Origin of the sequence: Bifidobacterium sp. ESL0769 (assembly GCF_029395495.1) — a bacterium.
Taxonomy (GTDB): Bacteria; Actinomycetota; Actinomycetes; order Actinomycetales; family Bifidobacteriaceae; genus Bifidobacterium.
This window is the reverse complement of record NZ_CP113918.1, coordinates 386,461-411,858: the sequence shown is the minus strand read 5'-3', so window position 1 is coordinate 411,858 and position 25,398 is coordinate 386,461. Positions and strand designations below refer to the sequence as shown.

18 protein-coding genes and 1 tRNA gene are annotated in these 25,398 nt (G+C 56.2%); 4 read left to right on the top strand and 15 right to left on the bottom strand.

From position 1 onward, the window contains the following. Position 1: 1 nt before the first annotated feature. The 7 genes from OZX72_RS01495 to metA all read right to left on the bottom strand — a co-directional run bounded on the left by OZX72_RS01495 (position 2) and on the right by metA (position 6,772). Entirely contained in the window at positions 2-1,009 is a 1,008-nt protein-coding gene (locus OZX72_RS01495; RefSeq protein ID WP_277158696.1) for a F0F1 ATP synthase subunit gamma, read from the bottom strand. Positions 1,010-1,012: 3 nt separating this feature from the next. Continuing rightward, the gene (gene atpA, locus OZX72_RS01490) at positions 1,013-2,641 is read right to left on the bottom strand and encodes a F0F1 ATP synthase subunit alpha (RefSeq protein WP_277158695.1); all 1,629 of its coding nucleotides are present in this window, start codon (positions 2,639-2,641) and stop codon (positions 1,013-1,015) included. A gap of 86 nt (positions 2,642-2,727) precedes the next feature. After that, complete coding sequence (locus OZX72_RS01485; protein WP_277158694.1) at positions 2,728-3,555, bottom strand: F0F1 ATP synthase subunit delta; 828 nt, start codon at positions 3,553-3,555, stop codon at positions 2,728-2,730. A gap of 63 nt (positions 3,556-3,618) precedes the next feature. Next, the gene (locus OZX72_RS01480; RefSeq protein WP_277158693.1) at positions 3,619-4,152 is read right to left on the bottom strand and encodes a F0F1 ATP synthase subunit B; all 534 of its coding nucleotides are present in this window, start codon (positions 4,150-4,152) and stop codon (positions 3,619-3,621) included. 58 nt (positions 4,153-4,210) lie between these two features. Next, positions 4,211-4,438 carry an ATP synthase F0 subunit C gene (gene atpE / locus OZX72_RS01475; protein WP_277146158.1) on the bottom strand — a complete coding sequence of 76 codons (228 nt, stop codon included), beginning with the start codon at positions 4,436-4,438 and terminating at the stop codon, positions 4,211-4,213. A 182-nt stretch (positions 4,439-4,620) separates the two neighbouring features. After that, positions 4,621-5,436, bottom strand: coding sequence for a F0F1 ATP synthase subunit A (gene atpB / locus OZX72_RS01470; protein ID WP_277158692.1), 816 nt, complete (start codon positions 5,434-5,436; stop codon positions 4,621-4,623). A gap of 289 nt (positions 5,437-5,725) precedes the next feature. Further along, positions 5,726-6,772, bottom strand: coding sequence for a homoserine O-succinyltransferase (gene metA / locus OZX72_RS01465; protein WP_277158691.1), 1,047 nt, complete (start codon positions 6,770-6,772; stop codon positions 5,726-5,728). Between the two features lie 117 nt (positions 6,773-6,889). Between metA and OZX72_RS01460 the strand changes: the two genes are divergently transcribed. Continuing rightward, positions 6,890-6,966: transfer RNA gene (locus OZX72_RS01460), tRNA-Met, on the top strand. 170 nt (positions 6,967-7,136) lie between these two features. Here OZX72_RS01460 and OZX72_RS01455 read toward each other — a convergent pair. The 7 genes from OZX72_RS01455 to OZX72_RS01425 all read right to left on the bottom strand — a co-directional run bounded on the left by OZX72_RS01455 (position 7,137) and on the right by OZX72_RS01425 (position 20,097). Further along, entirely contained in the window at positions 7,137-7,301 is a 165-nt protein-coding gene (locus OZX72_RS01455; protein ID WP_277158690.1) for a hypothetical protein, read from the bottom strand. Between the two features lie 550 nt (positions 7,302-7,851). Continuing rightward, complete coding sequence (locus OZX72_RS01450) at positions 7,852-8,316, bottom strand: hypothetical protein (RefSeq protein ID WP_277158689.1); 465 nt, start codon at positions 8,314-8,316, stop codon at positions 7,852-7,854. Positions 8,317-8,543: 227 nt separating this feature from the next. Continuing rightward, positions 8,544-11,105, bottom strand: a complete 2,562-nt coding sequence (locus tag OZX72_RS01445; protein ID WP_277158688.1) for a glycosyltransferase family 39 protein — start codon at positions 11,103-11,105, stop codon at positions 8,544-8,546. A 22-nt stretch (positions 11,106-11,127) separates the two neighbouring features. Further along, positions 11,128-12,021, bottom strand: coding sequence for a glycosyltransferase (locus tag OZX72_RS01440; RefSeq protein WP_277158687.1), 894 nt, complete (start codon positions 12,019-12,021; stop codon positions 11,128-11,130). A 233-nt stretch (positions 12,022-12,254) separates the two neighbouring features. Continuing rightward, a complete protein-coding gene (locus tag OZX72_RS01435) occupies positions 12,255-13,043 on the bottom strand; it encodes a hypothetical protein (RefSeq protein ID WP_277158686.1) in 789 nt (262 codons plus the stop codon). A 355-nt stretch (positions 13,044-13,398) separates the two neighbouring features. Then, positions 13,399-18,915: an LPXTG cell wall anchor domain-containing protein gene (locus OZX72_RS01430; protein ID WP_277158685.1), complete on the bottom strand. Its 5,517-nt coding sequence runs from the start codon at positions 18,913-18,915 to the stop codon at positions 13,399-13,401. Positions 18,916-19,032: 117 nt separating this feature from the next. Continuing rightward, entirely contained in the window at positions 19,033-20,097 is a 1,065-nt protein-coding gene (locus tag OZX72_RS01425; protein WP_277158684.1) for a hypothetical protein, read from the bottom strand. Between the two features lie 324 nt (positions 20,098-20,421). Here OZX72_RS01425 and OZX72_RS01420 point away from each other — a divergent pair, with 324 nt between their 5' ends. The 3 genes from OZX72_RS01420 to OZX72_RS01410 all read left to right on the top strand — a co-directional run bounded on the left by OZX72_RS01420 (position 20,422) and on the right by OZX72_RS01410 (position 24,119). Beyond that, positions 20,422-22,542, top strand: coding sequence for a maltotransferase domain-containing protein (locus OZX72_RS01420; protein WP_277158683.1), 2,121 nt, complete (start codon positions 20,422-20,424; stop codon positions 22,540-22,542). A 125-nt stretch (positions 22,543-22,667) separates the two neighbouring features. After that, positions 22,668-23,162 carry an inorganic diphosphatase gene (locus OZX72_RS01415; RefSeq protein WP_277158682.1) on the top strand — a complete coding sequence of 165 codons (495 nt, stop codon included), beginning with the start codon at positions 22,668-22,670 and terminating at the stop codon, positions 23,160-23,162. A 387-nt stretch (positions 23,163-23,549) separates the two neighbouring features. Further along, on the top strand, positions 23,550-24,119 hold the full coding sequence (locus OZX72_RS01410) for a manganese efflux pump MntP family protein (protein WP_277158681.1): 570 nt from the start codon (positions 23,550-23,552) through the stop codon (positions 24,117-24,119). A gap of 8 nt (positions 24,120-24,127) precedes the next feature. On the opposite strand, the gene OZX72_RS01405 is transcribed toward OZX72_RS01410, so the two are convergent. Then, complete coding sequence (locus OZX72_RS01405; protein ID WP_277158680.1) at positions 24,128-25,159, bottom strand: hypothetical protein; 1,032 nt, start codon at positions 25,157-25,159, stop codon at positions 24,128-24,130. Positions 25,160-25,398: the final 239 nt, after the last annotated feature.

Below are 25,398 nucleotides of genomic sequence, written 5' to 3'. Positions count from 1 at the left end.
CCTACTCTTCCTCTTTATTCAGCGCGTCTGCGCTGCTGATTATCTCAGTAAGTTCCTGGGTGATCGAGGCCTGGCGCGAAGCGTTGAGCTGGCGCGTAAGCGAATCGATCAAGTTATTGGCGTTGTCTGTCGCGGTGTGCATGGCGTTCTGACGGCTTGCCGTTTCGGAGGCGGCAGCGGTCAGCAGGCATTCGTGAATGCGGGACTGCACGTACTTCGGCAGAATCGCGTCGAGCACCTTGTGCACGTTCGGCTCGAAGGTATAGAGCGGTGACATCTGATCGGTTTTCGCCACCGATGTCACATCCCCAGCCACCGTGGCTGCCGCAGAGTCCGCACTACCGTTTTCGGACTTGGCGTTGGTGTCGGCAGGCTGTGCCGCTGCATCGCCATCGGCCTTCTGGTCGGTGTTGCGCACGAGCTCGACCGGCAGCATCCGCAGCACACGAACCTTCTGCACCACCATGTTCACAAATTCCGTGAAGATGATATACAGCTCGGAGACACCGCCTTGCGCAGCCGTTTTCATATAGTCTTCCAACAGCCGGTCGGCGATTTCCCTTGCGGTTTCCGCACCCGGCTGGTCGGTGTTGCCTTCCCACGTCGCCGCAATCTTGCGATTGCGATAATGATAATAGGAAACACCGCGACGGCCATAAACGTAAAGCAGAGGCTCCTTGCCCGCCTTATCAAGGCGCGCAAGCAACGACTCCGTCTCGCGGATGATCGACGAGGTATAGGCACCGGCCATACCGCGGTCCGATGTCAAGGCCAGAACGGCGACCCGAGGGTTCTTTTCCGTGGACTTGACAATCGGATGATCAATATCGGTATGTGCGGCCAGCGCCTGGACGGCATCGAAAATCGCGTCGCTGTATGGCTTCGCATTCAACGCCACGGTGCGTGCCTTGGCGATATGCGAAGAAGCGATCATCTCCTGCGCGTTGAAGATCTTGCCCAACGACGTGGTGGAGGCGATACGTGATTTCAATCCGAGTTGCGAAGCCATGGGTTACTTATCCCCCGCCACAATCTTTTCCTGCTCGATCTTCGTCGGCGTGGTGGCGACAGGCTTCTTCACAACCAACGGCTTACCAGCCTTGGTCACGTAGTTGCCACGATATTCCTCGACGGCCGCGTCCAAAGCCTTCTCCGTATCGTCGGTGAAGTTTTCGGTGTCGCGAATCGTCTTAAGGATATCGGTGTTGTGCTCGAGATAGTCCAACAAACCATGCTCGAACGGCAGCACGTCGGCGATATCCAGATCGTCGAGTTTGCCATGGGTGCCGGCCCACACGGAGACGACCTCCTGCTCCATCGAATACGGGGAGAACTGAGGCTGCTTCAGCAGCTCGGTTAAGCGGGCGCCACGCGTCAGCTGCGCCTTGGAAGCCGCATCCAAATCGGAAGCGAACATCGCAAAGGACTGCAACGAACGATACTGTGCCAGCGAAATCTTCAAAGTGCCGGAAACCTTCTTCAACGCCTTGGTCTGGGCCGCGCCACCGACGCGGGAGACCGAGATGCCGACGTCCACTGCGGGGCGCTGGTTGGCGTTGAACAGATCGGACTGCAGGAAGATCTGACCGTCAGTAATCGAAATGACGTTCGTCGGGATGTAGGCGGACACGTCGTTCGCCTTCGTCTCCACAATCGGCAGACCGGTCATCGAACCGCCGCCAAGGTCATCGGAGAGCTTGGCGCAACGTTCGAGCAGACGGGAATGCAGATAGAAGACGTCTCCCGGGTAAGCCTCGCGCCCCGGCGGGCGACGCAGCAACAGAGAAATCGAACGGTAAGCCTCGGCCTGCTTCGACAAATCATCGAAGACGATGAGGACGTGCTTGCCGTGATACATCCAGTGCTGACCAATGGCCGAACCGGTGTAGGGGGCGATGTACTTGAAACCTGCGGAATCGGAAGCCGGGCTGGCCACGATGGTCGTGTATTCCATCGCGCCTGCCTCTTCAAGGCTCTGACGCACGGAGGCGATGGTGGAGCCCTTCTGACCGACCGCTACATAAATGCAGCGGACCTGCTTCTTCGGGTCGCCGCTCTCCCAGTTGCTCTTCTGGTTCAAAATCGCATCGATCGCAATCGCGGTCTTGCCGGTCTGGCGGTCGCCGATGATGAGCTGTCGCTGACCACGGCCGATCGGTGTCATCGCGTCAATGGCCTTCAAACCAGTGGAGAGTGGCTCCACAACGGGTTGACGATGCATAACGTCCGGGGCCTGCGCCTCGAGAATTCTGCGGCCTTCGCTTTTGATTTCACCCAAGCCATCGATCGGTTTGCCCAGAGGGTCAACCGTACGCCCGAGATAGCCGTCGCCGACCGGCACGGAAAGCACCTCTCCGGTGCGCCGTACCTCCTGGCCTTCCTCGACACCTGCGAAGTCGCCGAGGATAACCACGCCGATCTCACGGGGATCAAGGTTGAAAGCCAGACCGAGCGTGCCGTCTTCGAACGTCAGCAGCTCGTTGGCCATGCAACCAGGCAGTCCCGTTACATGCGCGATGCCATCGCCGGCCGTGGCGACATAGCCCACCTCTTGGGTGGGAGTGTCGCTGGGCGTGTACGAATCGACGAAATCGTCGAGGGCCTTTCGCACATTCGCAGGATCAATGGTAAGTTCTGCCATGATCACTCCTTATTGATTAATTTGTTGACTGATAAGTCTTTGTACAGATGCTTTTTCAAGTATCTTATTTAATGGCGCTGTTCCACTCACATTTCCGTGGTCACTTTGCGGCGCAACTGCAAAAGCTGGGCGGCGACGGTGTTGTCCGTGACATCCGCTCCGATCTGCACACGCATGCCGCCGAGAACCGAGGGATCGACCGATGAATTGATATGCACCGGGCGACCAAGCTTGTTCGTATAGATCTCGGTAAGTCGCTTGATCTGCGTCTTGTTCAACGGTGTGGCCGTCGTGACGGTGACCATCGACTGACCCATATGGCGGGTGAACTTGGCGATAAGCCACTCCAGCGTCTCAAGGAAGCGGCGATGACGCGGATTGGCAACTGCATGTTCGGCCAATCTCATGGTCACTTTGTTGAGCTTCGCATCACCGAAGACCGCATGCAGGAGGTCAAGGCGCGCCTTAGCCGGTGCAAAGTCATCGGAAAGCTTGGAACGCAACACCGACATCTTGAGCAACGCGGAATGCATTTGTGCCAATTCGACGGAAACCGCAAGCGTGCTGTCGGTCGCATCAGCGTAATACATCATCGCGTCGACCGCGAAATCCTCCACGGCGTTGGCGATATCACTGACCCGGCTCCAATTGCGTGAGACCAAATCGTTCAGAATCTCCACCGTCAAGGGATCGGCCTGATCGGCGAGAATGGTCTTGATCAGCGCGACCTTGTCGGCGGTAGGCCGGGACGGGTCTGTGAGCGAACGCTCCACCTGTGCATCGTGGTCGAGCAGATTGGTGACAACGAACAGTTCCTCGCCGATTCGCCACGCGTCCGTTCCCTTCGCCCTCAACTTCGGGGCCAGAGAATCACGCGATGTGCGATCAGCGCTGATTGACGCTTCTCCTCGCATTGTTCACCTCACTTCCCTTGAAATCCTTGTGCTGCAACATATTCCGGCGATTGGCGGAACATGTCACTTCGTATTGTCCGTTTTCTTGTCGAGATCGTCGATCATGTCGTCGAGCATGTTGGTCTGCACGTCGCTGTCCTGAAGCTTGGAGCCCAAGATCTTGCCGGCAAGAGCCGTGGCCAAAGTCCCGACCTCGCTCTTCAACGTCACCATCGCCTGCTGTTGCTGCGAGGCTATGGAACGCTGGGCGTTCGTGGTAATCTGCTCCGCTTCCTTGTCCGCACGGGTGTGGGCGTCGGAAATGATCTTCGTCGCTTCGCTGCGTGCGTTGTCGGTGATCTTAGAAGCATCGACACGGGCATGGTTGAGTTGGTCCTCATACTTCTTCTTGGCCGAGTCCGCATCTTCCTTGGCTTTTTTGGCCTTGTCGATGTTGCCTTGAATCTTTTCGGCGCGCTCGTCGAAAATGGCGTTGAACTTGGGCATGAAGAATTTGTAGAAGAACACAGCGACTATGGCAAGAATGATCAGGGACCATACGATGTCATAGACCTTGGGAATAAACAGGTTGATGCCCTTCGAGGCAGCAAATGTCATCGTGATCTCCTTTCATCGTTCGTTTCTGTCATTGTTTTCGCTTGTTGCTGGTTTGCTTTTAGAGCACCAGAGCGGCGACGAAGCCGAGCAGGCCGAGAACCTCGACCAGAGCCAGGCCGATGAACATGATCATCTGGATCTTGCCGCTGACTTCGGGCTGGCGGGCCGTGGACTCCATGGCCTTGCCGAAGAGAATGCCGAGGCCGAGGCCCGGGCCGAGGGTGGCCAGGCCGTAGCCGATAACGCTCAGGTTGCCAGAAACCGCTGCGAGAGTGATGATATCCATTTGTTTTCCTTTCCAGTGCCGTGTCGGCATTAAAAAAACCGGTACAACTTTGGTTACTGCTTTGTTGCTTTGTTCAATTGTAAAAATTATTGTTTGCGGCTTGTGTCTTGCTTCTCTCGTCTTCACTTCAGGCGAGGCCGCAATGTCGTTTCAATCCGACTATTTATCTGATTATTCGTTGACTATTCGGCCTCCGGATAACTCAGGTTGATATAGACCGTCGCGAGAATCGAGAAGACGTAGGCCTGCAGGAAGGCAACGAAAACTTCGAACAGTGTCATCACGATGCCACCGAGGAACCACGCCGCACCAACAGGCACGCCGACCATCTTGTTGGCCGACTCGATCATCCAGAACTGTGCAAACGCCAGGCATGTGGCGACTGTAAGGTGGCCGGAAATCATGTTGGCGAAAAGTCGAATCGTCAGCGATGCCGGGCGGATGATAACCAACTCGAGCAGCTGAATCGGAGCCAGAAGGATGTAGACAGGCCACGGCACGCCAGGAGTGAAGCATTCGTCACGAATGTAGCCCCAAAGCCCCTTTTCGCGGCATGCGGCGATCCAATACTGCACCAGAACCCAGATGGCGAAGACCAACGGCATGGTGATTGTGGCCGTAGCGGCCATATTCGCTCCGGGGATGACCCCGAAGAGATTGAAGAAGAAGATTGTGAAGAACAGGGTGGTGATCATCGGCACATAACGTTTGCCACGCAACTCGCCCATGGTCTCGTAAACCACGCTGTCGCGTACGAAGTCCATGCCGAATTCGATCAGACCCTGCCAGCGGCCGGGAATGAGCTTGGCACGGGCCGCGGTGATGCCCAAAATGATGAGCAAGAGAATCGTAGCGACGATGCGGATGAGAATGATGCGGTTGATAGCGAATGGTGTGCCCTGGAAAAGAATCTCCGGAGGCAGGAAGTCGTTGACACCCGGCAAATCCGCGCCAGACGCCGACGCCAACAACATATTCGCGCCAACAGCTTCGATCATATGTCCTCCCTGATTTATCTCAGGCTTCCCAGTCTATTCCAATCAACGGAAATGAAGGTGTCGCTTTTCACAAATCGTTGCGAATTGCCAACAATCTCACTTCTTGGGCCTTTCGGGGGCAAGAAATCATGCCGGACTTGACGTACCCGACACGACCCTCGACTTCGAACGGCCGGTGACGATTGTACGTCGTTTCCCCGAAAAAATGTAAATCCTGTCACATTCACTGAAAATATTAGCGTTTACCGATAATCATCAACATCATCAAACAGTTTGATGTCGGAATATTTCAACTTTTGACGGCGTTCGAAATGAGCCCATATCCATCATTTTCGAGCGGTCTGAAGCAATCATTACGCGGTTCCCCCGGCTCATGTCGAATGGAACGGTCGGTGCCCAATTTCTTCTCTGCGCGAAGTTTTGGAACTTCCTTAAGGTCGTAGGGCGTGGTCTCGTAAACCCAGTTGAGCCAGTTGCGCCACAGCAGGTTCGCGTGGGCGCGCCAAGAGAAAAGCGGTTCCATCATGGGATCGTCATGCGGGAAATAGTTGGCTGGGAACGGCACATTGGTAAGGCCCTTGGCCTTGTCACGCTCGTATTCGTCGCGCAGCGTGTACTTGCCGTACTCCCAATGGCCGAGCACGAAAACCTCGGAAAAATCGCGAGCGGCAATCAGGCCGGAACCGGCCTGCGGGCCCCAGGTGAGGACCTGAAGGTCTTGATTTTTGGCGATATCGTCTTCGTTCATGCCCGCGACACGCGAATGCGGCTGCAGCGAGATTTCGTCAAAACCGTTGGTGATGAAGCAGTATTCGTCCTGCAAATATTGTGGGAACACGCCGAAAAGTTTTTCTTTGAAATTTTGTTTGCGGATGCCGTAACGATAGTTGAGACCGGCCATCGCGCCCCAGCACAGGTACATCGTCGAGAAAACGTGGGTCTGCGCCCAATCGAGAATCTGCGTAAGCTCGTCCCAATAATCCACCTGTTCGAAATCAAGCTGCTCCACGGGTGCGCCCGTGACCACCAAGCCGTCATAATAGTTGTCTTTGAACGCGTCGAAATTCTCGTAGAACTTCAGCAGGTGATCAGCACTGACGTGGGTGGACTCATGAGTCGAGGTCTTCATAAAATCGATGTCGACCTGCAGCGGAGATTTGGAGATCAGGCGCAAAAGCTGGGTTTCGGTCTCGATTTTCTTGGGCATCAAGTTGAGGATGACCAACTTCAGCGGGCGGATCTTCTGCTGCTCCGCTTCCGGCTTCTCGATGGCGAAGATCCGCTCGCTCTCGAGTATTTCACGCGCCGGCAGTCCGCTGGCAATCTTGATAGGCATGGTTCCATTATGGACGCACTTCTGGCCAGTTTCTGCCCTAATAGCAAAAAACGCGCCGAAAATTTGACATTTACGCCATTACCCGTAATCTAGATTATTGCTGTCTAAAACAGCCGTCGCGGGGTGGAGCAGTTCGGTAGCTCGCTGGGCTCATAACCCAGAGGTCTCAGGTTCAAATCCTGACCCCGCTACCAAAAGCCCGGAATCTCAACGATTTCCGGGCTTAATCATTTTTTGATAACGTCCCGGTGCGCTTAAACGTACGCTGTAACCCGAGACCTTGGGTTATGGGTCCGGAAAATAACCAGCACATTAGAAGGAAGTGCCCGACGCGGGTCGCCCCGCGCCGAGCTGACTCCAACGATTACTCCCGTCGATGCATCCAATACCTTGCGAGCACGCAACCCGTGAGAGCTACGAGCAGGATGTCAGCCACGGCGTTGTCCGCTCTGGCCGCCAACGCGGCGAGAAGCACTGCGAAGGCTTGGACGACTTCCGGGCCGTCAGAGTCCTTCCTATTTTTCAGCATGGTGATTCTTTCTATCATGCCGCGCCGCGATGGCGCGGCGAGGACGATACGACCGGATAGCCGCACGACCGCTTCCACCTTGGGTAAGAGGTTTCAGCGGTAAGCTCATCCTATCTTGAAAGAGGAATATCCCTATAAAAATATTATCCTGCTAAGGATTGGTTGCCCTGCATCGAACAAGTGAAAGAAAAATATTCCTATAAGGATGGTATACTTACGATGTCAGCTATGGCAACGGGTACCTTGCACGAACCATAAGGCGGGCAAAAAGCTTTTACCGCGCAAGGGTCATGACTGATAAGCATGTGATTCTAATGTTATGCCGCTGGCCCCGATGCTTGGAAACGAGCATCGGGGCCAAGGTGTATCTGCCGGGCGGATGGTCACAACAACCAAGCCAGCTTTTCAAACACTTCTTAAGGGCATAGCGTCACCGAAACATCTTCATAGACGAAGGTCTTAAATTTTCGCCATGGAGCTTGTTGACGCCGCACTTGCAGTTGCAGTCGTCTGCCTTTTAGTGTTGCCCGGCGCCTTTCTTTTCGTCAGCCTACTTATGCTCCTGGCCCGACTCGCCATCGGACTTCTCTGTAGCCTTGCGCGCAATCCTCTCATCCCCCGCCCTTGGCTTAGTCCATATGGAAACGGCCAAATCGACGACTACGACAAACGCAGGAACGAACATGTTGCCGATCGGATAAACCAGATTGATCAGCACCATAACCACCACGAGCACGACGGGATGGAGCAGGGTCGCACCCCATGAAACGGGATAGTCGATGTGAGTTTTGCGGCAAAAGCGACGATTAATAAAGACCTGCGGGAACGCACTGATCACAACGGCCAGAGTCAAGAACCCCACGATGCGATCGACAGAGTACGGAAAACGCATTACTTTCATAATAATCAGCGCAATCACTTCCGCGACAATGCAAGATATCAAATTGGCTATCAGCATCCCCGTAATTTGGTACTTGAACGCGATAGGCTGCCATTCTTCGTTGGAATCGGTCATTGCGCCCTCCCCTATTACCTCTTGGCCTTGCATCATTGCTTTGGCAAATGCGCACCAGCTTGCGCACTGCATTTGTCACCAAGTTTACTGCTTGAATATTCCACAGGCAATTACAAAATTAAAATCAGAGTAACCGCATATTCCGTCCATGACAAAACAGCCGGACCAATGGGTTTTAAAACCTGATGATCCGACTGCTCATTTGATTTTGGATAGGATTGCCTCCTTTACTTCGTGGCCTTGGGGGACGTCAGGTCGTAGAGGGTGACGCCGTCGACGGTTTGGGACTTGAAGTTGGACTTGACCCACGTGGCGATCTCTCTGGAAGCGTTGGAGCCGCCCATCTGCTTGCCGCCCATACCGCCGCCGCGACCATCGCCGTGCCCGTTACCGCCCATTTCGCGGCTGCCGATGTAGTAGTGAATCTTGCCCTCCTTGACATAACGCTTGAACTGCGCGAGCGTCGGGCTCGGATCGGAGCCGTTGAAGCCGCCAATCGGCATGACCGGCTTCTGCGTGGCCAGCTGGTAACCGGACGCGCTCTGCGAACCCGTGGCCGCAGCGATCCACGTGTATTTGTCAGAGTCTTTCATCAGCAGGCTTTTGAGTTTGCTGCCAACCGAGCTCGCGCCATCTCCGCCAAGCAGACCACCTGCACCGCCGTGACCGTTACGGGTGGCGCGCTGACCTCGACCGGACTGGCCGCTGAAACCGGTTTTACCGTTTCCGTTGATACCTTTGATGCCGCTGGTGGACGGGCCAACCTGTGCCGATTGGCCCCGAGTGCTACCCGAAGCGGAAGAACCATTGAATTTGTTCGAACCATTGGTGTTGTTCTGGTTATTCTGGCCGGGCATGCCGGCGCCAAAACCACCTTGGTTACCAGAGCCGCCTGGATTTTGACCCTGCTGGGCACCTTGACTTTGCTGACCACCGCCGGGCATAGCACCTCCCGGGCCGCCTTGACCACCTTGACCGCCAAAACCTCCGCGACCACCATGACCACCGCCAGGGCCGCCCATCGAGCCGGCAACCTCGGGCCCAGCAGTCACTATCGAACCGTGATGACCTGTAGCAACCGTATAGCCAGTCCATGCAGTCGGGCCGGCATAAAGCGCGACCGTGGCCAAAACGATGCCAATCAAACCGATTTTCCTGACTATCTCGCCTCCGTTGCCAGAACGCATGGCGTGCAGCGAACGTATCGGCAGCAGAGCGACGGTGGAAACCAGCAGTGCTAGCGTCGCTAGACCGCCGATGATAAGAACACTCGGGCGCAACCACGGTAGCCACGAAGAGCGCGACAGCAGTTGTGCGGCCCACAACGTATTGACGAGTACCAAAATCGTCGCGAACAGACGCGACCACAAGGCACCGCGCCGCTCCCAAAGATTCGTTACAGCCACGGCGACCATCACAGCAACCGCTGGGGCGAGTGCGACTGTGTAATACTGATGGAAGATACCGCCCATGAAGCTGAACGTCAACCAGGTGACGGCCAGCCAACCGCCCCAAACCATCACGCCAGCGCGCCGCATATCGGTACGACGGACGCGAATCGAAACGACGAGACCGATGAGGATGCCGGCGAAAGCAATGGGCGCAAGCCAGGAAATCTGGGTGCCGTAGACGCCGTCGAAAAGACGCGTGATACCGGTTTGGCCCCACATACCGCCGCCTTGAGTGCGACCGCCGTGACCTTGACCGCCGCCAGCGCCCGGTGCCCCACCAGGGACACCGCCCATACCACCGGTCATGGCGCTGTACGCATTGCCGAGTGTTTCGGAAATCTTGCCGCCAGTGGAACCGGTACCGGCGTGGGTGCCCGCGTGCCCCGCACCTCCGCCCCCAGGAACCACCGAACCTGTTTCGTTGCCGGTCAAGCGACCGAAACCGTTGTAGCCGAAAGTGAGTTCAAGGAACGAATTATTTTGCGAGCCACCAATATACGGGCGAGAACCGGCAGGAACGATGACGGTGAGCAGGACCCACCAGCCGGCGCTGACGACCATTGAGGCGAGTGCGACCACGCTATCGACCAGACGCCGCCAGAATTTCGTCGGGGATGCGATCAGAATCGCGAGCGCAAAGCCGGGAAGGACAAGAAACACCTGCATTTGTTTCGTCAAGAATCCAAAGCCGATGCACACCCCAGCGAGCGCGAGCCACAGGGTACGTTTGCGGTTGCCCTTGCGGTCGGGGTCATATTCCAGCGCCCGCGAGACCGATGCCGAAGCCGCAACCATGAGCAGGACCAGCAGTGCGTCGGGATTATCGAAACGGAACATCAGCGCGGCCACCGGGGTCAACGCGAGGGTGGAACCGGCGATGATGCCAGCCCAGTTGCCCCAATACCGGCGTACCGAGGCGTATAGCAGCCAGACGCTGAGCACCCCGCAGAGCGCTTCGGGCAGGAGCAGGGCGAAGGAGTTCAGGCCGAATGCCCTGATGGAAAGCGCCATCAGCCACAATGCGGCCGGCGGCTTGTCGACGGTGATGGAGTTTGCGGCGTCCGACGATCCCCATAGGAACGCCTCCCAGTTTTTCGAACCGGCTTGGGCAGCGGCCGCGTAGAACTCGTTGGCGAATCCGTTGGCAGTAAGGTTGACGAACATGATCGCCACCGTGGCCGCCATCATGATGCCGAAGGCGAGCCAATCAAACCACTTGCGTTTTTTGGCAATGGAATGACGGACGGTATGTATCGGGTCGGCAGAAACGAAACGGCCTCCGGGGATGCCGGTGAACGCTGATTTGATACGGACGAACTGATTTGATCTTTCATTCATGGATTTGTCCTTTTACATATGACTAAATAAGTGAAGTGGCGAGGGTGCGCCGCATCCGCTTGATGCCCTCAAGGTCTTTGCGGACGGTGTCGGGAATGTCGACGGTCGTGCCCGCGTCCTCGACCCAACGCACCGGGAATATATAAGTAGGCAGATTGCAAGTCTGCGCAAGCGTCAGAAGCTCGGTGTCGAAAAACCACTCGTTGTCTTGTATCTTCGGCAGCAAAAACTTGGCTGCCTCGGCGCTGATTGCTTTGAAACCGCACTGTGCGTCTTCAAAGGTGACGCCCAGCGTCGCGCGCAAGAGCACGTTGTAGCTGCGGGAAATGAATTCGCGCTTGGCGGAGCGGGTGACGTGCGATTCGTCGAGCAGACGACAACCGCTTGCCACTTCGGCTCCCCCGTTCAAGATCGAATTGATGAGCACATCGGTCAGGCGGATGTCGGTAGAGAGGTCGACGTCCATGTACGCACGGACTTTCGCATGAGATTCACCCCACGCCAATTTCAACGCACGACCCCGGCCTTTCGCCGGAATACGAATGGCACGGACGAATTTCGGGTACTGCCGAGCCAAGCTGACCGCAATCGGCCAGGTATCGTCGGTACTCGCATTGTCGGCAATGACGATGTTCCAGCTGTATAGCGGGAAATAAGACGGCTGGGATTGCGACGGAAATCGGCTATGACGCGGAGAACTCAAAAACCGCATCAGGGCGAGAACCGAGTCGGTGAGCTGCTCACGTTCGTTGTAGACGGGGATGACGATGTCGGCATCCACATATGCTGGCTTCCCCACGCGCTCGGCGATGGAGAGGGGTTTGGGAGGATTGGGCGAGTCATGCTTGAAATCCTGCGAAGCGTTGATGGAGTTGGAACTGTGTTGTGCCGTTTGCGGCTGATGTAGCTTTGTCATAATCACAGTACACACGACGATTTTGGATATACGCTCAGGCAATCGTGGGACGAAACCCGAAACCTGTCACCAATACCATGGACGTTTGCTGGATGCTATCTGAATACGATAAAACATGGGTTTCGCCCACAAAAGAGGCCTACGAAACCGGCACAGAAAAATGGCCTCGGTACAAACCGAGGCCATCGTCAAATCGAATTAATTTACTCCCGCTTATGAAAAGCACACGCACATCAGGCTTTCCGCAATGTCGTGCCGGAAATCATTAGGGACGCGCCTGAGCCGCTTGAGGTCGAACCATTAGAAATACTCGAACTTCTGGAACTGGCCGAAGTATTCGTTTGCGATGAGCTTGTTCCGCTGGCACCGCTTCGAGAGGAATCGGACGCACCGCTACGCGACTTTCCGGAGGATCTCGTGCTGCCACCGTTTTGAGAATCTGATCCGCCGAACATGTCCGAACCACCCGTAGAGCCCATTGTGTCGGATTGGCTCGAGTCGTCGGAGGAGCCGGAACCGTCCGACTGACCGGAATTTCCTGACATTCCAGATCCGTCTTGACCGGACTGACCCGACTGACCACTTCCATTCATGGATTCGCCGCTGGCTCCGGGCATCTGCCCCATGCCTCGACGGCCTTGGCCCGAAGGCATCTGGCGTTCCATTTGTTGGCTATGCGAAGGTACGACCGCTTGCGCAGTCGCGAATCCGCCGATTGCACCGCCTGCCAAGCCGCACGCGAGAGCGATGCCGATGATGGCACCCCACATCTTGCCGGAATGCTCCTTCGGTTTTTGTCCAGCGTTGCCCAACGGGTTGACGGCCGCAAAGCCACCGGCACCGCCCGGTTCACCCTTGGCAGCAAAGCTTGCTCCACCTGCCGGCTGACCGCTCGCAGCAAAACCATTTCCTCCCATCGGCTGTGTGTTCGCAGCAAAACCTAAATCGCCAACAGGTTGGCCGTTCCCTGCGTTGTTGTTCGTTGCGTTGATATTCGTGTCGTCGTTCGTGTTCTTGTCCATCTTGATGCTCCTGTTCATATTTCTGCGCGTCTGACCGATATCGGCAGACGAATCGAATGACTATCCATCGTCGATACAGCCGCCTGCACCCCCACAAATCGCAAGTGCCTGTATCGTCTCGGTCGAAAAGCGGGAAACGGGTGGCCGTTTGCCTGCCTTTCTGGGCCGGATAAACATATTGAACAATGTCATCATGGGTGAGCGCTGTGGCGAAACCCAAGAAATCCAACTATTTTCGGCAGATATTATTAAATGTAAGCTGAATGGTTGCTGGATTCGCTCAGCCTGCGAACCTTGCCTCCCGGGGCTCCCAAACATACGAAACCCCGGAAACTAATGATGCCGATGCTTTCAATCACCGATGCCGCGGACAGTACCGGTTGCCTTTGAAGACTTCCAGCAGAATCGCGCCGAAGAGGAACGCACCTGCAACTAGTAGCAACAAGGTGATGGATGCGCCGCTGATGGCCAAAGTCTCCCGTCGGCCGTTCCAATCATCCATATTGGAGGCCACCGGCCGCATCACACTCATGACGTTGCCATCGATTTCGGCGCTTGGCTTGCCCGTCCCCTGAGTAAATGATTTCATGCCCACGAACCCACTTTCTTCAGGCGAGAGCCGCACATCCTGTCGAATGACCCGGCTGGAAGCGGCTTTATCGACGCCCTGCCTTCCAAGCGAAATCCGGGAACCAGAACCCGAACCTGAACCACCCACGGAACTGAGCATAAGCGCAGAACCCGGTACAGAAGTCAGAGATGAGGGTGCAGACACAGACGCGGATCCGGTAGCAGATGCAAGTACCGCAGAGTCAAAACCAGACGCGGCCGTAGAAACAGAACCGCTACCGCGCGTAGCCGCAATGCCTGAGGCATCCCTCTTGGCAATGCCATTGCCGGAATCCTCGCCCCATGGGTTACGGTCCACTGCAGGCAATTCCTCCAGCGGTACGCCCGTGACTTTTGCACGGTCCCGATGCTTGAACGAGACATCCTTCAACGTGCCGATGACATCGACATGGTCACCGGGCCGCAGCACCAAAGACGACCAGTTTCGGGGATATTTGAGACTCGCAATCGCCCCGTCCCCGGAAATGGTGGTGTCGGTGATTTCCAGGTCCTTGGCCCGGAATACCGCACCGTGGCCGTTCTCGCTCTTGCTGGTGTTGGTGACGGTGAAGACGATATCGGCGTCGCCCATCGTCATCAGCAACGAGTCATCGGGCTCGTCGCGGTCGCCTGTCGACCAGCCGCTGGACTTGTCCCACTTTTCGATATGCAGGCTCGGAGTGAGCTCCGGCGTGCGTGTCCACACGACGTTCGATTCGTTGACCTTGTCGTTCATGGTCTCACTGAACTTGTTCTCGTGGCGATCGGTAGCCTTGAGCCTACGCACTTGCAGGTAAGCGCACCACCCTTGCTCGTGCGCAAAATCCGCAGAGACCAGAGCGCGGTAGGCCGGCGTGGCAATGACGCTCAACGTGCCATCGCCCGCCGCCTGCAAAGTGAACATGTCGCCGCCAAGCCGGGAGCTGTCGAATTCGTTGCCTGCAATCCTATGGCCTTTCCCCGCAAGCACGCTGCCATCGCCGGCATGCAGATCCCGCGTGGCATAGACCGCCCATTGGCCGGTGTATTCGTCGTAATCCGGATCAAGCTTGTCGACGATACTCCATTTTTCGACGGAAGTATAGGCTCGATTGGCCGGCAGCACGGAACTGTCGAGGCGATAAAGGAAGGCACCGCCTTTGTAGATACTCGAACCGTTGACCGATTCTCCGCCCACCGTCACAACCACATCCTTTGCCGGATTGATGAGCTTGAGCGGGTTAGAGACCTGGTTGCTCTTCTTGCGCACATTGTTCTCGACCTGCGTGACCTTGTTCTTCACCACATAGCCATCCGTGACCTTCTGCACAACGTACGGCAACGTGATGTGATAGCACTGACCCAGAAGCGTCTGGTCAATCGCCGGATCAGCAAGCGGGTCATGGCTATCCGAAGTCGCATAGGCCTTGAGATCGGTGGGCTGCGGGTCACCGTTGATGGTTTCGCCGGAAGCCGCCACGAACGTATCGACCCGTTTCGCGAAGACGTAGAGCACGCCATCGAGCACTTGAATATTGAATTTCGCGGTGTAGTCGCGTCCGTCGTCGCCGATCACCGTGATGCCGGTGGGGTCGACCTTGAGATATTCCTCGTCGAAATCGTCGACAACGCCGAGCTTCCATACCTTGTAGGCCTGACCGGTCTGTGTGGCGTCCAGGTCGATGACGTAGTTGCCGGTATCGCCTAAAAGCAGCGTCTTTCCATCAATGGAAACGGCGGGGTCGCCCTGCTTCGAACTCTGAAAATCATGTTTGGCGGGGTTCAGCGTAGGCGGAATATTGAATACCTCATTGCTTGGTGTCACCGAGTTGTTCAAAGTGAGCATCCACTGGTTGCCGACCCTGTGGTCCGTGGGAGCATCGGCCGAAACCGTGCCCTCGAACCGCAGCTGCAAACGCGGCGTCCCCCCGGCCTGCCACTGCGAAATGAGCACCATATCGGTGATGGATACGACCACCTCATGCGCCGCATCGTCCCACCTGGTCACGTATTTCGATTTGGGAACCATACGCCCGCTGTTGAGATCCATGAGCTCAAGTGTCTGCTTGTCTGGCTTCAGGTAGCGGTCGTATCGGTCGGTGAATACGATGGTCTTCACGACGTAAGCCAGAGAAGGCAGATGCGGCTGGGTGTCCAAATCGTATTCGAGCTTTTGGCCAGGATAGACCACCTTGCCATCCACCGAATCCTGCGAACCACCTTGCGACGCCTCGCTGACCACGTCCTTTTTCACCGGCGGCAGATAGCCGTAGATCTTCGGCAAGTTGGTGTCCTTGCCCTGCCTGTTGACGAGAATGGAAGCCGAGTTGAGCAGATTCGTGCCAGTGGGATCCGTGCCGAAAGCAAGTTCGTCGCCGGGGTTCTTGTGGAAGTCCTCACGTACTTTCGCAATATCCTCGCCGTTGCCATAGTTGGCGACAAACGGAACGAACATGGTGATTTGCACGGCACCGACATGACGAGAGAAATCGGCAAGCCAATTGGCCTTGGCCGTAGCCGTGATCCTCGTACCGTCCCGGGTAACGTTGAACCGCTTGGTGATATCAGAACCGGCGACATTGTTGATGGCATCGACGCTTGACTGATTGCTCGTGCCAGCAGGCGCCATATAGACGCGCACCTTGGAAATCGCCTGCGGGTCGACAAGATAGTCGGCTTTCGCGTAGTCATCGGTCAGTGAAAGCCTGCTGACACCATATTCCAGCACACTCGGGTCGGTTACCGGAAGATTGACCACCGCTCCCAACTGATCACCGTCAAGGAAGGTAAGATTATCGGCGCCGGTCGCGTTGCTTTTGGCTGGGTCAATCACCAGGTTCCATCTACCCGATTCATTGAGCCGCACCCAGCTTTTGTCGGGATTCGGGCTCCACACATGCACTTGCGGCATGTTCGTGGCGGCCGTTTTTCTATTCCACTGCTCGCTGCCCTTGTTGACGATGGTGGCGGTGGTATGCGCATCGACGTCTTTGAGCATAGCTCCGGTAAGAACGAGTTTTACCCTGCGATCCCGCGCCTGTTTGCCACTGCCGACCAGAATCGCAGGCTTGGCGGTGGCAGTGGTGACGTGGCCGCTGGTCTCGATGCCGAAGTCGGCGCTGCGATCGACGCCATCGACGTAGACCTTAACCCGATCATTGGGAAAGTCGACGTATTGTGCAGCCTGTGACCAGTCATCCACTATGGCATATTGGTTCAAATCCTTGGCAAGGTTCTTGGGCAACGTTCCGTTGACGACCACAACCGCATCGTCGCCGGTCACGTAGGTCTTGTTGTCGGCAGCCACGGCATTGGTGTGGCTGTGGTCACTGGCAGACTGCGCCTCCTGACCATCTTTAACCCACGCCTTGTCGGGGTTCGGGCTGCGAATCAGCACAGGCGGCCTGTTGGTGGCTGTGGTCTGCCCATTCCACTTTTCGTCACCCGAATTGGTCATCGATATTGCATCGGTGGCGGTGGTCTCGAGCTTGAAAGTACCGTCCAGCACGAGTTTCACCGGGCGATCGGCGGGCTGATGAGCACTGCCGGCGAGAATGGAAGGCCGCGCGATGGCGGTGGTCTTCGACCCGCTGGTCGTCACGGTGAAATCAACGGTTCGATCGATACCGTCCACGTACACTTTGGCGTTTTCATTGGGGAAGTTCACGTAACGGGACGCATCCGACCAGTCATCGGTCAACGAATATTGTGAAAGATCTTCCACCAAATCTTTCGGCAACGTGCCGTTGACCACGCTGGAAACCCGGTCTCCCGGCACGAACGTTCTGCCGTCCGAACCGGCATGATTCGTATGGTTCGAATCGGCAGTGGCAAGAGATTCATTGGGATCCGTAGTCCAAGCCTTGTCCGGATTCGGGTTTCTGGTCGGGAACTGGTAATGGGCCGTATCCACGAAAGGTTTCCGATTCCATGCCACTGAAGCCGTGTCCCCCACCATATTCACATTCGGATCGTGCACGGTCACTTTGAATGTGAACCTGAAAACATGGTTGAGAGGCATCTCACCGGCGCTCGGTGAGCGGTCAGCCGTGACGGCATTCGCAGACCGATCCCAATTCATCGTAAATTGGCCTGACACGTCCGAATTCGCGCTAGTATCGGTGACCTTCATATCGGAGACACTGTAGTTGACGCCATGGGGCGCAATCGCATCCTTGAAATGCATCTCATAGCCGCCGCGGCCGGTATCGGATTCAATCGTGGTCGTATTGACCATGTTGTTCGCGCTGGTACCCTCCTGCACGTTCTTTCGCGGTGCTGCGGGAGCGGACGAGGAAACATACCATTGCTCGGAGGCATCAGCGGAACCCATATGCGAAGTGGCCGCGCTCATCTTGCCTTGTTTTCCGACACTCACGTCGAACCAGTACTGGCCCTCCTGCCAATGGGTCATGCCCAGATCCGAGGGCGAGAACGACGGGGACGAGGAATCGCCATTGTTATGAATTCCACCAGTTTTCTGCGACCCTTCGACCGACACATATCCATCGGGCTGACCAGCGTAGTGCAAGGTCACATCCGCATTGACATCCTCAAAAATCGGTGAACCATTGTTGCTCGCATGGATCGTGTCTCGGATGGCATTCGTCGCACCTACGACCAAGCCAGCCGGCGCCTGCTGGGAGGTCGACACCGTCAGGTCATACTCTGGAATCTTCGGCTCGAACCTATTGAGCATGATTACCACAATCGACACATCATCCGAAGCATACTGATCCACCAAAGAATCCACCGACGTACCAGGCTGATCTGCAAAAGGAGTTGAAGTACTATACGCGACTCCGCCGTTGCTATAGGTACCTCCGGCAACCTGGACAGCCCAGTTATCAATCCATATGCTTTTGGGATTATGAACCTGCCCGCTGAACTCTTTGCTTGGCCCAGTCATAGTGCCCACAGCAACCACACGGCAATCACCGTCACCTTGTCCGGGATGAGCCTCGTGGAAACGGTTGGTGCAATTGGTGTTCGCCTCGTCCAGCGCTTGTTGAGCGACGGCAGTGCCGATGCCCATTGTCACACCCATCTGCGAGAACGCTGCAGTAATGGACGACATGGCATGCCCACCAAAGCCGCCATCGTTATTATCTCTGTAAGCCCATTGCTGGGAGACCTCCATGGTTCCTTCGCCGCCACCACCGGCCGAGCCGCCGCCACCACCGGCATAGGCCGTACCGGGAAATAACGTCGCCAAAGCCATGGAACCGGCTATCAAACAAGCCAGTAGTCTAGACACCCTTGATTTCTTTTTTTGCATCCTCATATAGCCCTCCGCTATCATTGAGGAAGAGGACGGTTTGCCCTCTTCCAATTATTGGAGCCGTCGCCCCTGTTCCGATCCGCCAAGAAAGAGACAGGGACGGCGACATGACTTTATTCATTAGCCAATAGGACAAAACTTATTGGGATCGGTACATATAGGCTTCGGCGGATGCTGGGAAAGATATTCCTGATATGCCTGCCATGCGCCTTCATTCGGATGCCGTACCGGTGAATTCAGTGTGGATGGCACGGGCACCTTTGAGCTCTGCCAACCACCACCCCCATTCGATAACTGCTGCTGCGCCGCCTGTGCAGCCTGAGCCGCTTGAGCCGCCGCCTGAGCCTGCGCTGCAGCTTGTGCATCTGCCGCCGCCTTCGCCTGCACACTCGCATTGACTCCGTTCACCGCGTCATCGAGCGCTTGCGAGGTCTGCTGCAAATCAGCAAGTTTCGATTTCTCATTGCCGACCAGCCCGTTGGCAGCATCAATCTGCTGCGAAAGGGCCGTACGGGTAGCGTCGTCAGACACATTGCCGGCCGATGAATCCAACAGCTGCTTCGCCTGTCCCGCTTTCGCGCTCAACCCGTCACGTGCGTCTTTCAAGGTTTTTGCGTCTTTGCTCGCCAACACTGCTTTCGCCGACTTTTCAACGTTCGTGTGCACTGTCTTCAGCGCCTGCAGCGATGAGCTGGCCCTATTTTGTTGGTTTTGGGCGCCTCCCGGAGAAGTGGCGTTACAGATAGGCACGTCCTTGTTCGTCAATCCGGTCAGCTTCTTTTGATCCTTTTGCAGCGCTTCCCAAGTCTTGGCATCGGCGACATCCGTTCTCTCCACTTCCTGCGCCTCGCTGGTATCCTTGCCAAGAGGTGTTTTTGCAAGCCGCCGAATCTGCACTACGGATTGCCTGCAGTCTGAAAGCGCTTGTTCCCTTGCATGAACGCTCCAGGCCAATCCACCGGCAACGCCTGCCACGACGATAACCACTACGGCAATAACGGCAATCCATACCGTTCGACGTTTCCAAAATGGCTGCTCGCCATCACCGAAATCAGCGTCGTCTCCGTCCGGTTCGTCATCACTGACACTGAGCAAATCCGCCTGAACATCCGCTTGGTCGGGAGGTGGAACATCCTTCTCCCCGCGTTCGTCGGCGGTCTGTTCCGATTTCGCTTCGTCGTTCATCTTCTTCTCACTTCCTGTTTGCAAACTGATAATGCCATCGTCGCACAATTTCACAGATTTCCGTGTCGATTTCAGGCACTGTGGTCGAATGATAGGGGTCTCGGCGTGTTGTGGATAACTCGATTTTCGCTATCCACATTTCGCCGTTTTCAGGTCATCTTTGCCCGATCCGTCCACATGGTTATTAACTATTTTCCATACGGGAAAATAGTCATACACAAATCCTACCATTTTGCCCAAAAAATCCGAAGGCCATCAAACCTGCCTTTTACAATGAACAATACAAAACGATTCAATGACTTCAAAAGACAAGGCGGGAAGATCATGGCAGCCAACGCAACCAATCACGAATTCAGCGAGCCGGCAACGCCCAGCCTCCCGGTTAGCGTTCCGGGCCAATTCGGACGAATAGTCATCCTTTCGATCACCCCGTGCGAGGAACGCGGCATATTCCCGGCACGCGTGGAACTCGGTGAGATGTTCGCCGTCACCGCCCAGATTTTCATCGAGGGCCGCAGCCATACCGGCGCCACCGCGATCTTGAGAGATCCGCAGGGAGAGGTCAGGCAGTGCGTGGCCATGAAGTGCATCAATCCCGGCCTTGACCTGTGGAAAGCCGACCTTAGCGCCGGGCAGCCCAGCGATATCAAGCCTTGGGAAAAAGGCTTCGTCGAAGTCCAGCGACAACTCGGCGAATGGACGGTCACGCTGGAAGGCTGGGAGGACACGTATGCCTCGTGGCTGGCCGATACACGAATCAAGGTCGACGTCAATGATGATGCCGAAAACGCTTTGATTTCAGGCTCTCAGCTACTTACTCGTTGGGCGGAAAACCAAGATTCCAAACTCAATGACGCCCAGCGAAATATCTTGCGCAAAGCCTCACAACGACTAGCCGACGAATCGTTGGATTTGAAGGAACGCCTTTCCGCCGCCGATAATCCGACAATCGCAGCCCTTCATCGCTCAAATCCGTTGCGCGACGGACTGACCGCGAGCGCCCCGCAACGTTTCAAAGTCGAACGTCCCGAGTCGAGCTTCATCGCGTGGTACCAGTTCTTCCCACGTTCGGAAGGCGCCACCCGCGATCCACAAACCGGCAAAATCACCCAGGGAACGCTCAAAACCGCACTGTCCGGACTCGACCGAGCAAAGGCCGAAGGCTTCGATGTGGTCTATCTGCCGCCGATTTTCCCCATCGGCGTCACCAACCGCAAGGGACGCAATAACGCTCTGGTCGCCGGGCCAAACGACCCCGGCTCGCCCTTTGGCATCGGCTCGTCGCTTGGCGGACACGATACGGTCGATCCGCTGCTTGGCACGATGGATGATTTCAAGGCATTCTGTGCCTATGCGCACAAGCTGGGCCTGGAAATCGCACTGGACTTCGCGTTGCAGTGCTCGCCCGACCATCCGTGGGTCAAAGAACACCCGAACTGGTTCCGCCACAAGCCCGACGGCTCTATCGCATTCGCCGAAAACCCGCCGAAGAAGTATCAGGACATCTACCCCATCGATTTCAATATCGACATGCCCGGCATCGAACGCGAGACCGAGCGCATCATGGACCTCTGGATTTCCGCCGGCGTCACGATTTTCCGTATCGATAACCCGCATACCAAGCCGGTGCGTTTCTGGCAGGACATCATTGAGGCTGTGCAACGTAAACATCCCGAAATCCTCTTCCTAGCCGAAGCCTTCACCCGCCCAGCCATCATGCGCGCGCTGAGCCTCGCCGGCTTCACCCAGTCGCACAGCTACTTCCCTTGGCGCAACACCAAGGACGAAGTGGCCGAATACCTGCAGACCACCAACAGCGATGAGGCCTACTACCAGCACAATACGTTCTGGCCCACCACGCCCGATATCCTGACCGACTATCTGCGCGACAACGGGCCGGTTGGCCACAAGGTTCGCGCAGTGCTGGCGGCCATGGGCTCGCCTTCTTGGGGCATCTACAACGGCTACGAGCTGGTGGAGAACCGTCAGCAAGAAGATCATGAGGAACAGGCCGACAACGAGAAATACGAAATCAAGGTGCGCGATTGGAACGATGCCGAAGAATATGGCATCGCTGCACTTTTGACCGATCTCAACCGCATCCGCCGAGCTCACCCCGCCTGCCGCAGTTATCACGATTTAGTGATGTTGTGGACCAGCGACCCGAATGTTGTCGCCTTCGCCCGGTACATCCCAGCCAATCTCAATGAATCCGGCACGAACGATACCCTCATCGTCGTGGTCAATCTTGATTGCAAAGCCGCCCACACCTCGGAAGTGAACTTCGACCCGGCGTTGCTCGGTCTGCCCCGCGACCACACCTTCGACGTCCACGACGAGCTTGGCGGCGGCACCTTCACATGGTCCAGCAACAACAAGGTCACCCTCGACCCCAACGAGCGCCCGGCCTATATCTTCACGGTTGCTGAAACCGAATCGGAATAACAACCAATCGCGGCCAACCAAGAAATGAAGCAGATAAACGCATCGGCGAGTATCTGCGCTAGACTTGGTTGCGGTAACAAAACCGTACACATAACGTACGCAAGGCACGTTCAAAAGGAGCAAACATGGCTGAAACGTTCAATGTCCTCGTTGAGATTCCGCGCGGATCGAAGAACAAGTATGAGATGGACGAGGAGACCGGCCGCATCAAGCTCGACCGCACCCTCTTCACCGCAATGGGCTATCCGGATGATTACGGCTACATCGAGGGCACCCTGGGCGAGGACGGCGATCCGCTCGACGCGCTCGTCATGATTCCGAACTCAGTATTCCCGGGCTGCGAGATCAAGTGCCGCGCCGTGGCGCTCTATCACATGGAAGACGAAGAGGGCGGCGACGACAAGGTGCTGTGCGTGCCTGCCGACGTACGCTTCGACGACATCAAGGATGTTGACGACGTCAACGAGTATCACAAGGCCGAAATCAAGCACTTCTTCGAGCAGTACAAGGCTCTGGAGCCCGGCAAGGAAGTCATGCCCGGCGATTATTGGACCGGCGTTGAAGAGGCCGAGAAGCAGATCGTGGCCGCCCGCGAGCGTCTCGCCGCGTCCAAGAAGTGAGTCTCGACTTACTTCGAATGCTTGCCGGCTACTTGATAGCAGTATCAACCAGATAGCCATTTGGCATTCATCATCACTTAAACCGGAACGTGCATCATGCATCGTTCCGGTTTTTGTTTGCGGGATTCGCAGACCGCCAAAACGCCAATCAGCTCATCAGCCAAGTACTATACTTAATTCCAACAATTGTGGCATGCGAACGGTATTCACATCGGGAATTCAAAGCCGGAACAGTAAGGAGTTGCCGGCAGTTCTCAATGCCGAAACACAAGGCGTAGGCGGGCAACCGTCGAGGCCCATCCGCGTGCGACATGCAACGGCAGCGCATCGACGTTACCATTGCCGACATCGTGCTGCGGATGAACACGAAAGTGCAAACGCAAGCTTATGATCGTCGAAATTCTGCTTATCGCAGTGTCTGTCTCAATGGACGCTTTCGCCATAGCCATCGGCAAGGGACTGGCCACCAAACACGTCAAACCGGTCAACGCCATCAAAACAGCCCTATGGTTTGGCGGGTTCCAAGCGTTGTTCCCCATTTTGGGTTATTTCTTCGCCTCCCTGTTCGGAAAGTACGTCGAAGCCGTAGACCATTGGATCATTTTCGGCCTGCTGGCGTTGATCGGCGGCAACATGATCCGCGAGGCGTTCGGCGAACCCGAGGAAGACGCCAAGGAGACCGCACAATTCGACTGGCGTCACATGGCACCGCTCGCTGTCGCCTGCAGTATCGATGCTTTCGCGGTCGGCGTCAGCTTCCAGTTCATGCCGCTCAACATCTGGGGAGCGGCCGCCATCATCGGCGTCATCACGGGCGCCTTCTCCATCACCGGCCTTTACTTGGGCCACACCATCGGCGTACGTTGGCAGCAAACCGCCCAAGTCATCGGCGGCATCGTCCTCATCCTCATCGGCTTGAAAACCCTGCTGGAGCACCTCGGCATCATCGCCTGGTAATCGCCAAATCACCCGACGGAAACAAGCAACGCAACCAATGCCAGAAACACAACGAAACCTGCGAACATCAGCGGGATAAGAGCGATTGCGGCGCAAGACTGACGTTTACGGTCGCGGTTACCGTGATATAAGGACGAAAGGGGCATGCCGGCAGCGGCGTAATCCTTGAACCAACGGGTCGACGCCCAAGACAACCCGGCCAGCACAGCTACAGCTGCAACCACAACAATCGCTACGATCCAAGGCTTCTTCGCGCCCAAGCTCCTAGCACCGAAATAGCGGAACAACAACGGCGAGAATACCCAACCCGAAACTCCCGCCAGCGCGACGTCAAGCAACAGGCTGTGCGATAAGGAAAGTACCATATTGGTGCGCTCACGCCGCAACATCTGATGCAAAAATCCCAAAATGACGAACGCGGTCAGCACGACCAGCAGAGCGACGGCCCATACCGTATACACATGCATCAGAACAGACGCAGGCACGGTGCCGAATCCTGCAAATTGGGGCGCCGTGCGCTGTCCAGCCGCCTGATCATTACGCGGCAGGGCACTCATCAGCAGCGATCCCGTGCCGAAAATCATGACAATCCCACCGACAACCCCGACAATCGCGTCGACAAAGCTGCTATACAAGGGCCACATTCTCATGACCACAAGCATCAAAACCAGCGGAATTGCGCCCGAAAAGCCAAACCCAAGTCGCCGATCGAAGAGGCAAGACACAGTCACCACAACAGCGATGAGAACGTAGATGGCAACCTGCAGCATCACCATCTGCTTTGCACAACCGTCCCCGTCCACCGGTGCGGCAGGCGTGGCAGGCAGTGCTGGAGCAGGGGCAGCAGACTCGCGATTGGCGTCGACAACAGCTGCATAGGAACGTTTCCCGGCCGATGCCGAAGCACCTTCGATCCGCCCGTCAGAGTCATTCGTCGATTCCATAGCCTTTACCGTTCCTGTTCTCGTCGTTCCTGTTTCTCCGCGCGAATCCACGACGCCCGCAGCATTTTCATTGTGGCCATTCGCCGCAGCAGTCATACGTAACCCCGTTCCGTCTCGCGTCATTCACATTTCGCACCATTTTAGCCGCGAAAATTCCGCCATCCAAAACCTTGCTGCCTAACTGTTTACCCGGCTTCAAAACCGTGGAAACTCCGGCGTAACACTGCCGACACAATCAAGGTTTTCTATAAGAAATATGGTAGCTGCCAGTGTCCACAACCAGCAGGTACAATAGAGACAATCGAATAAACCCCAACGACGTCGTGTATACGGCG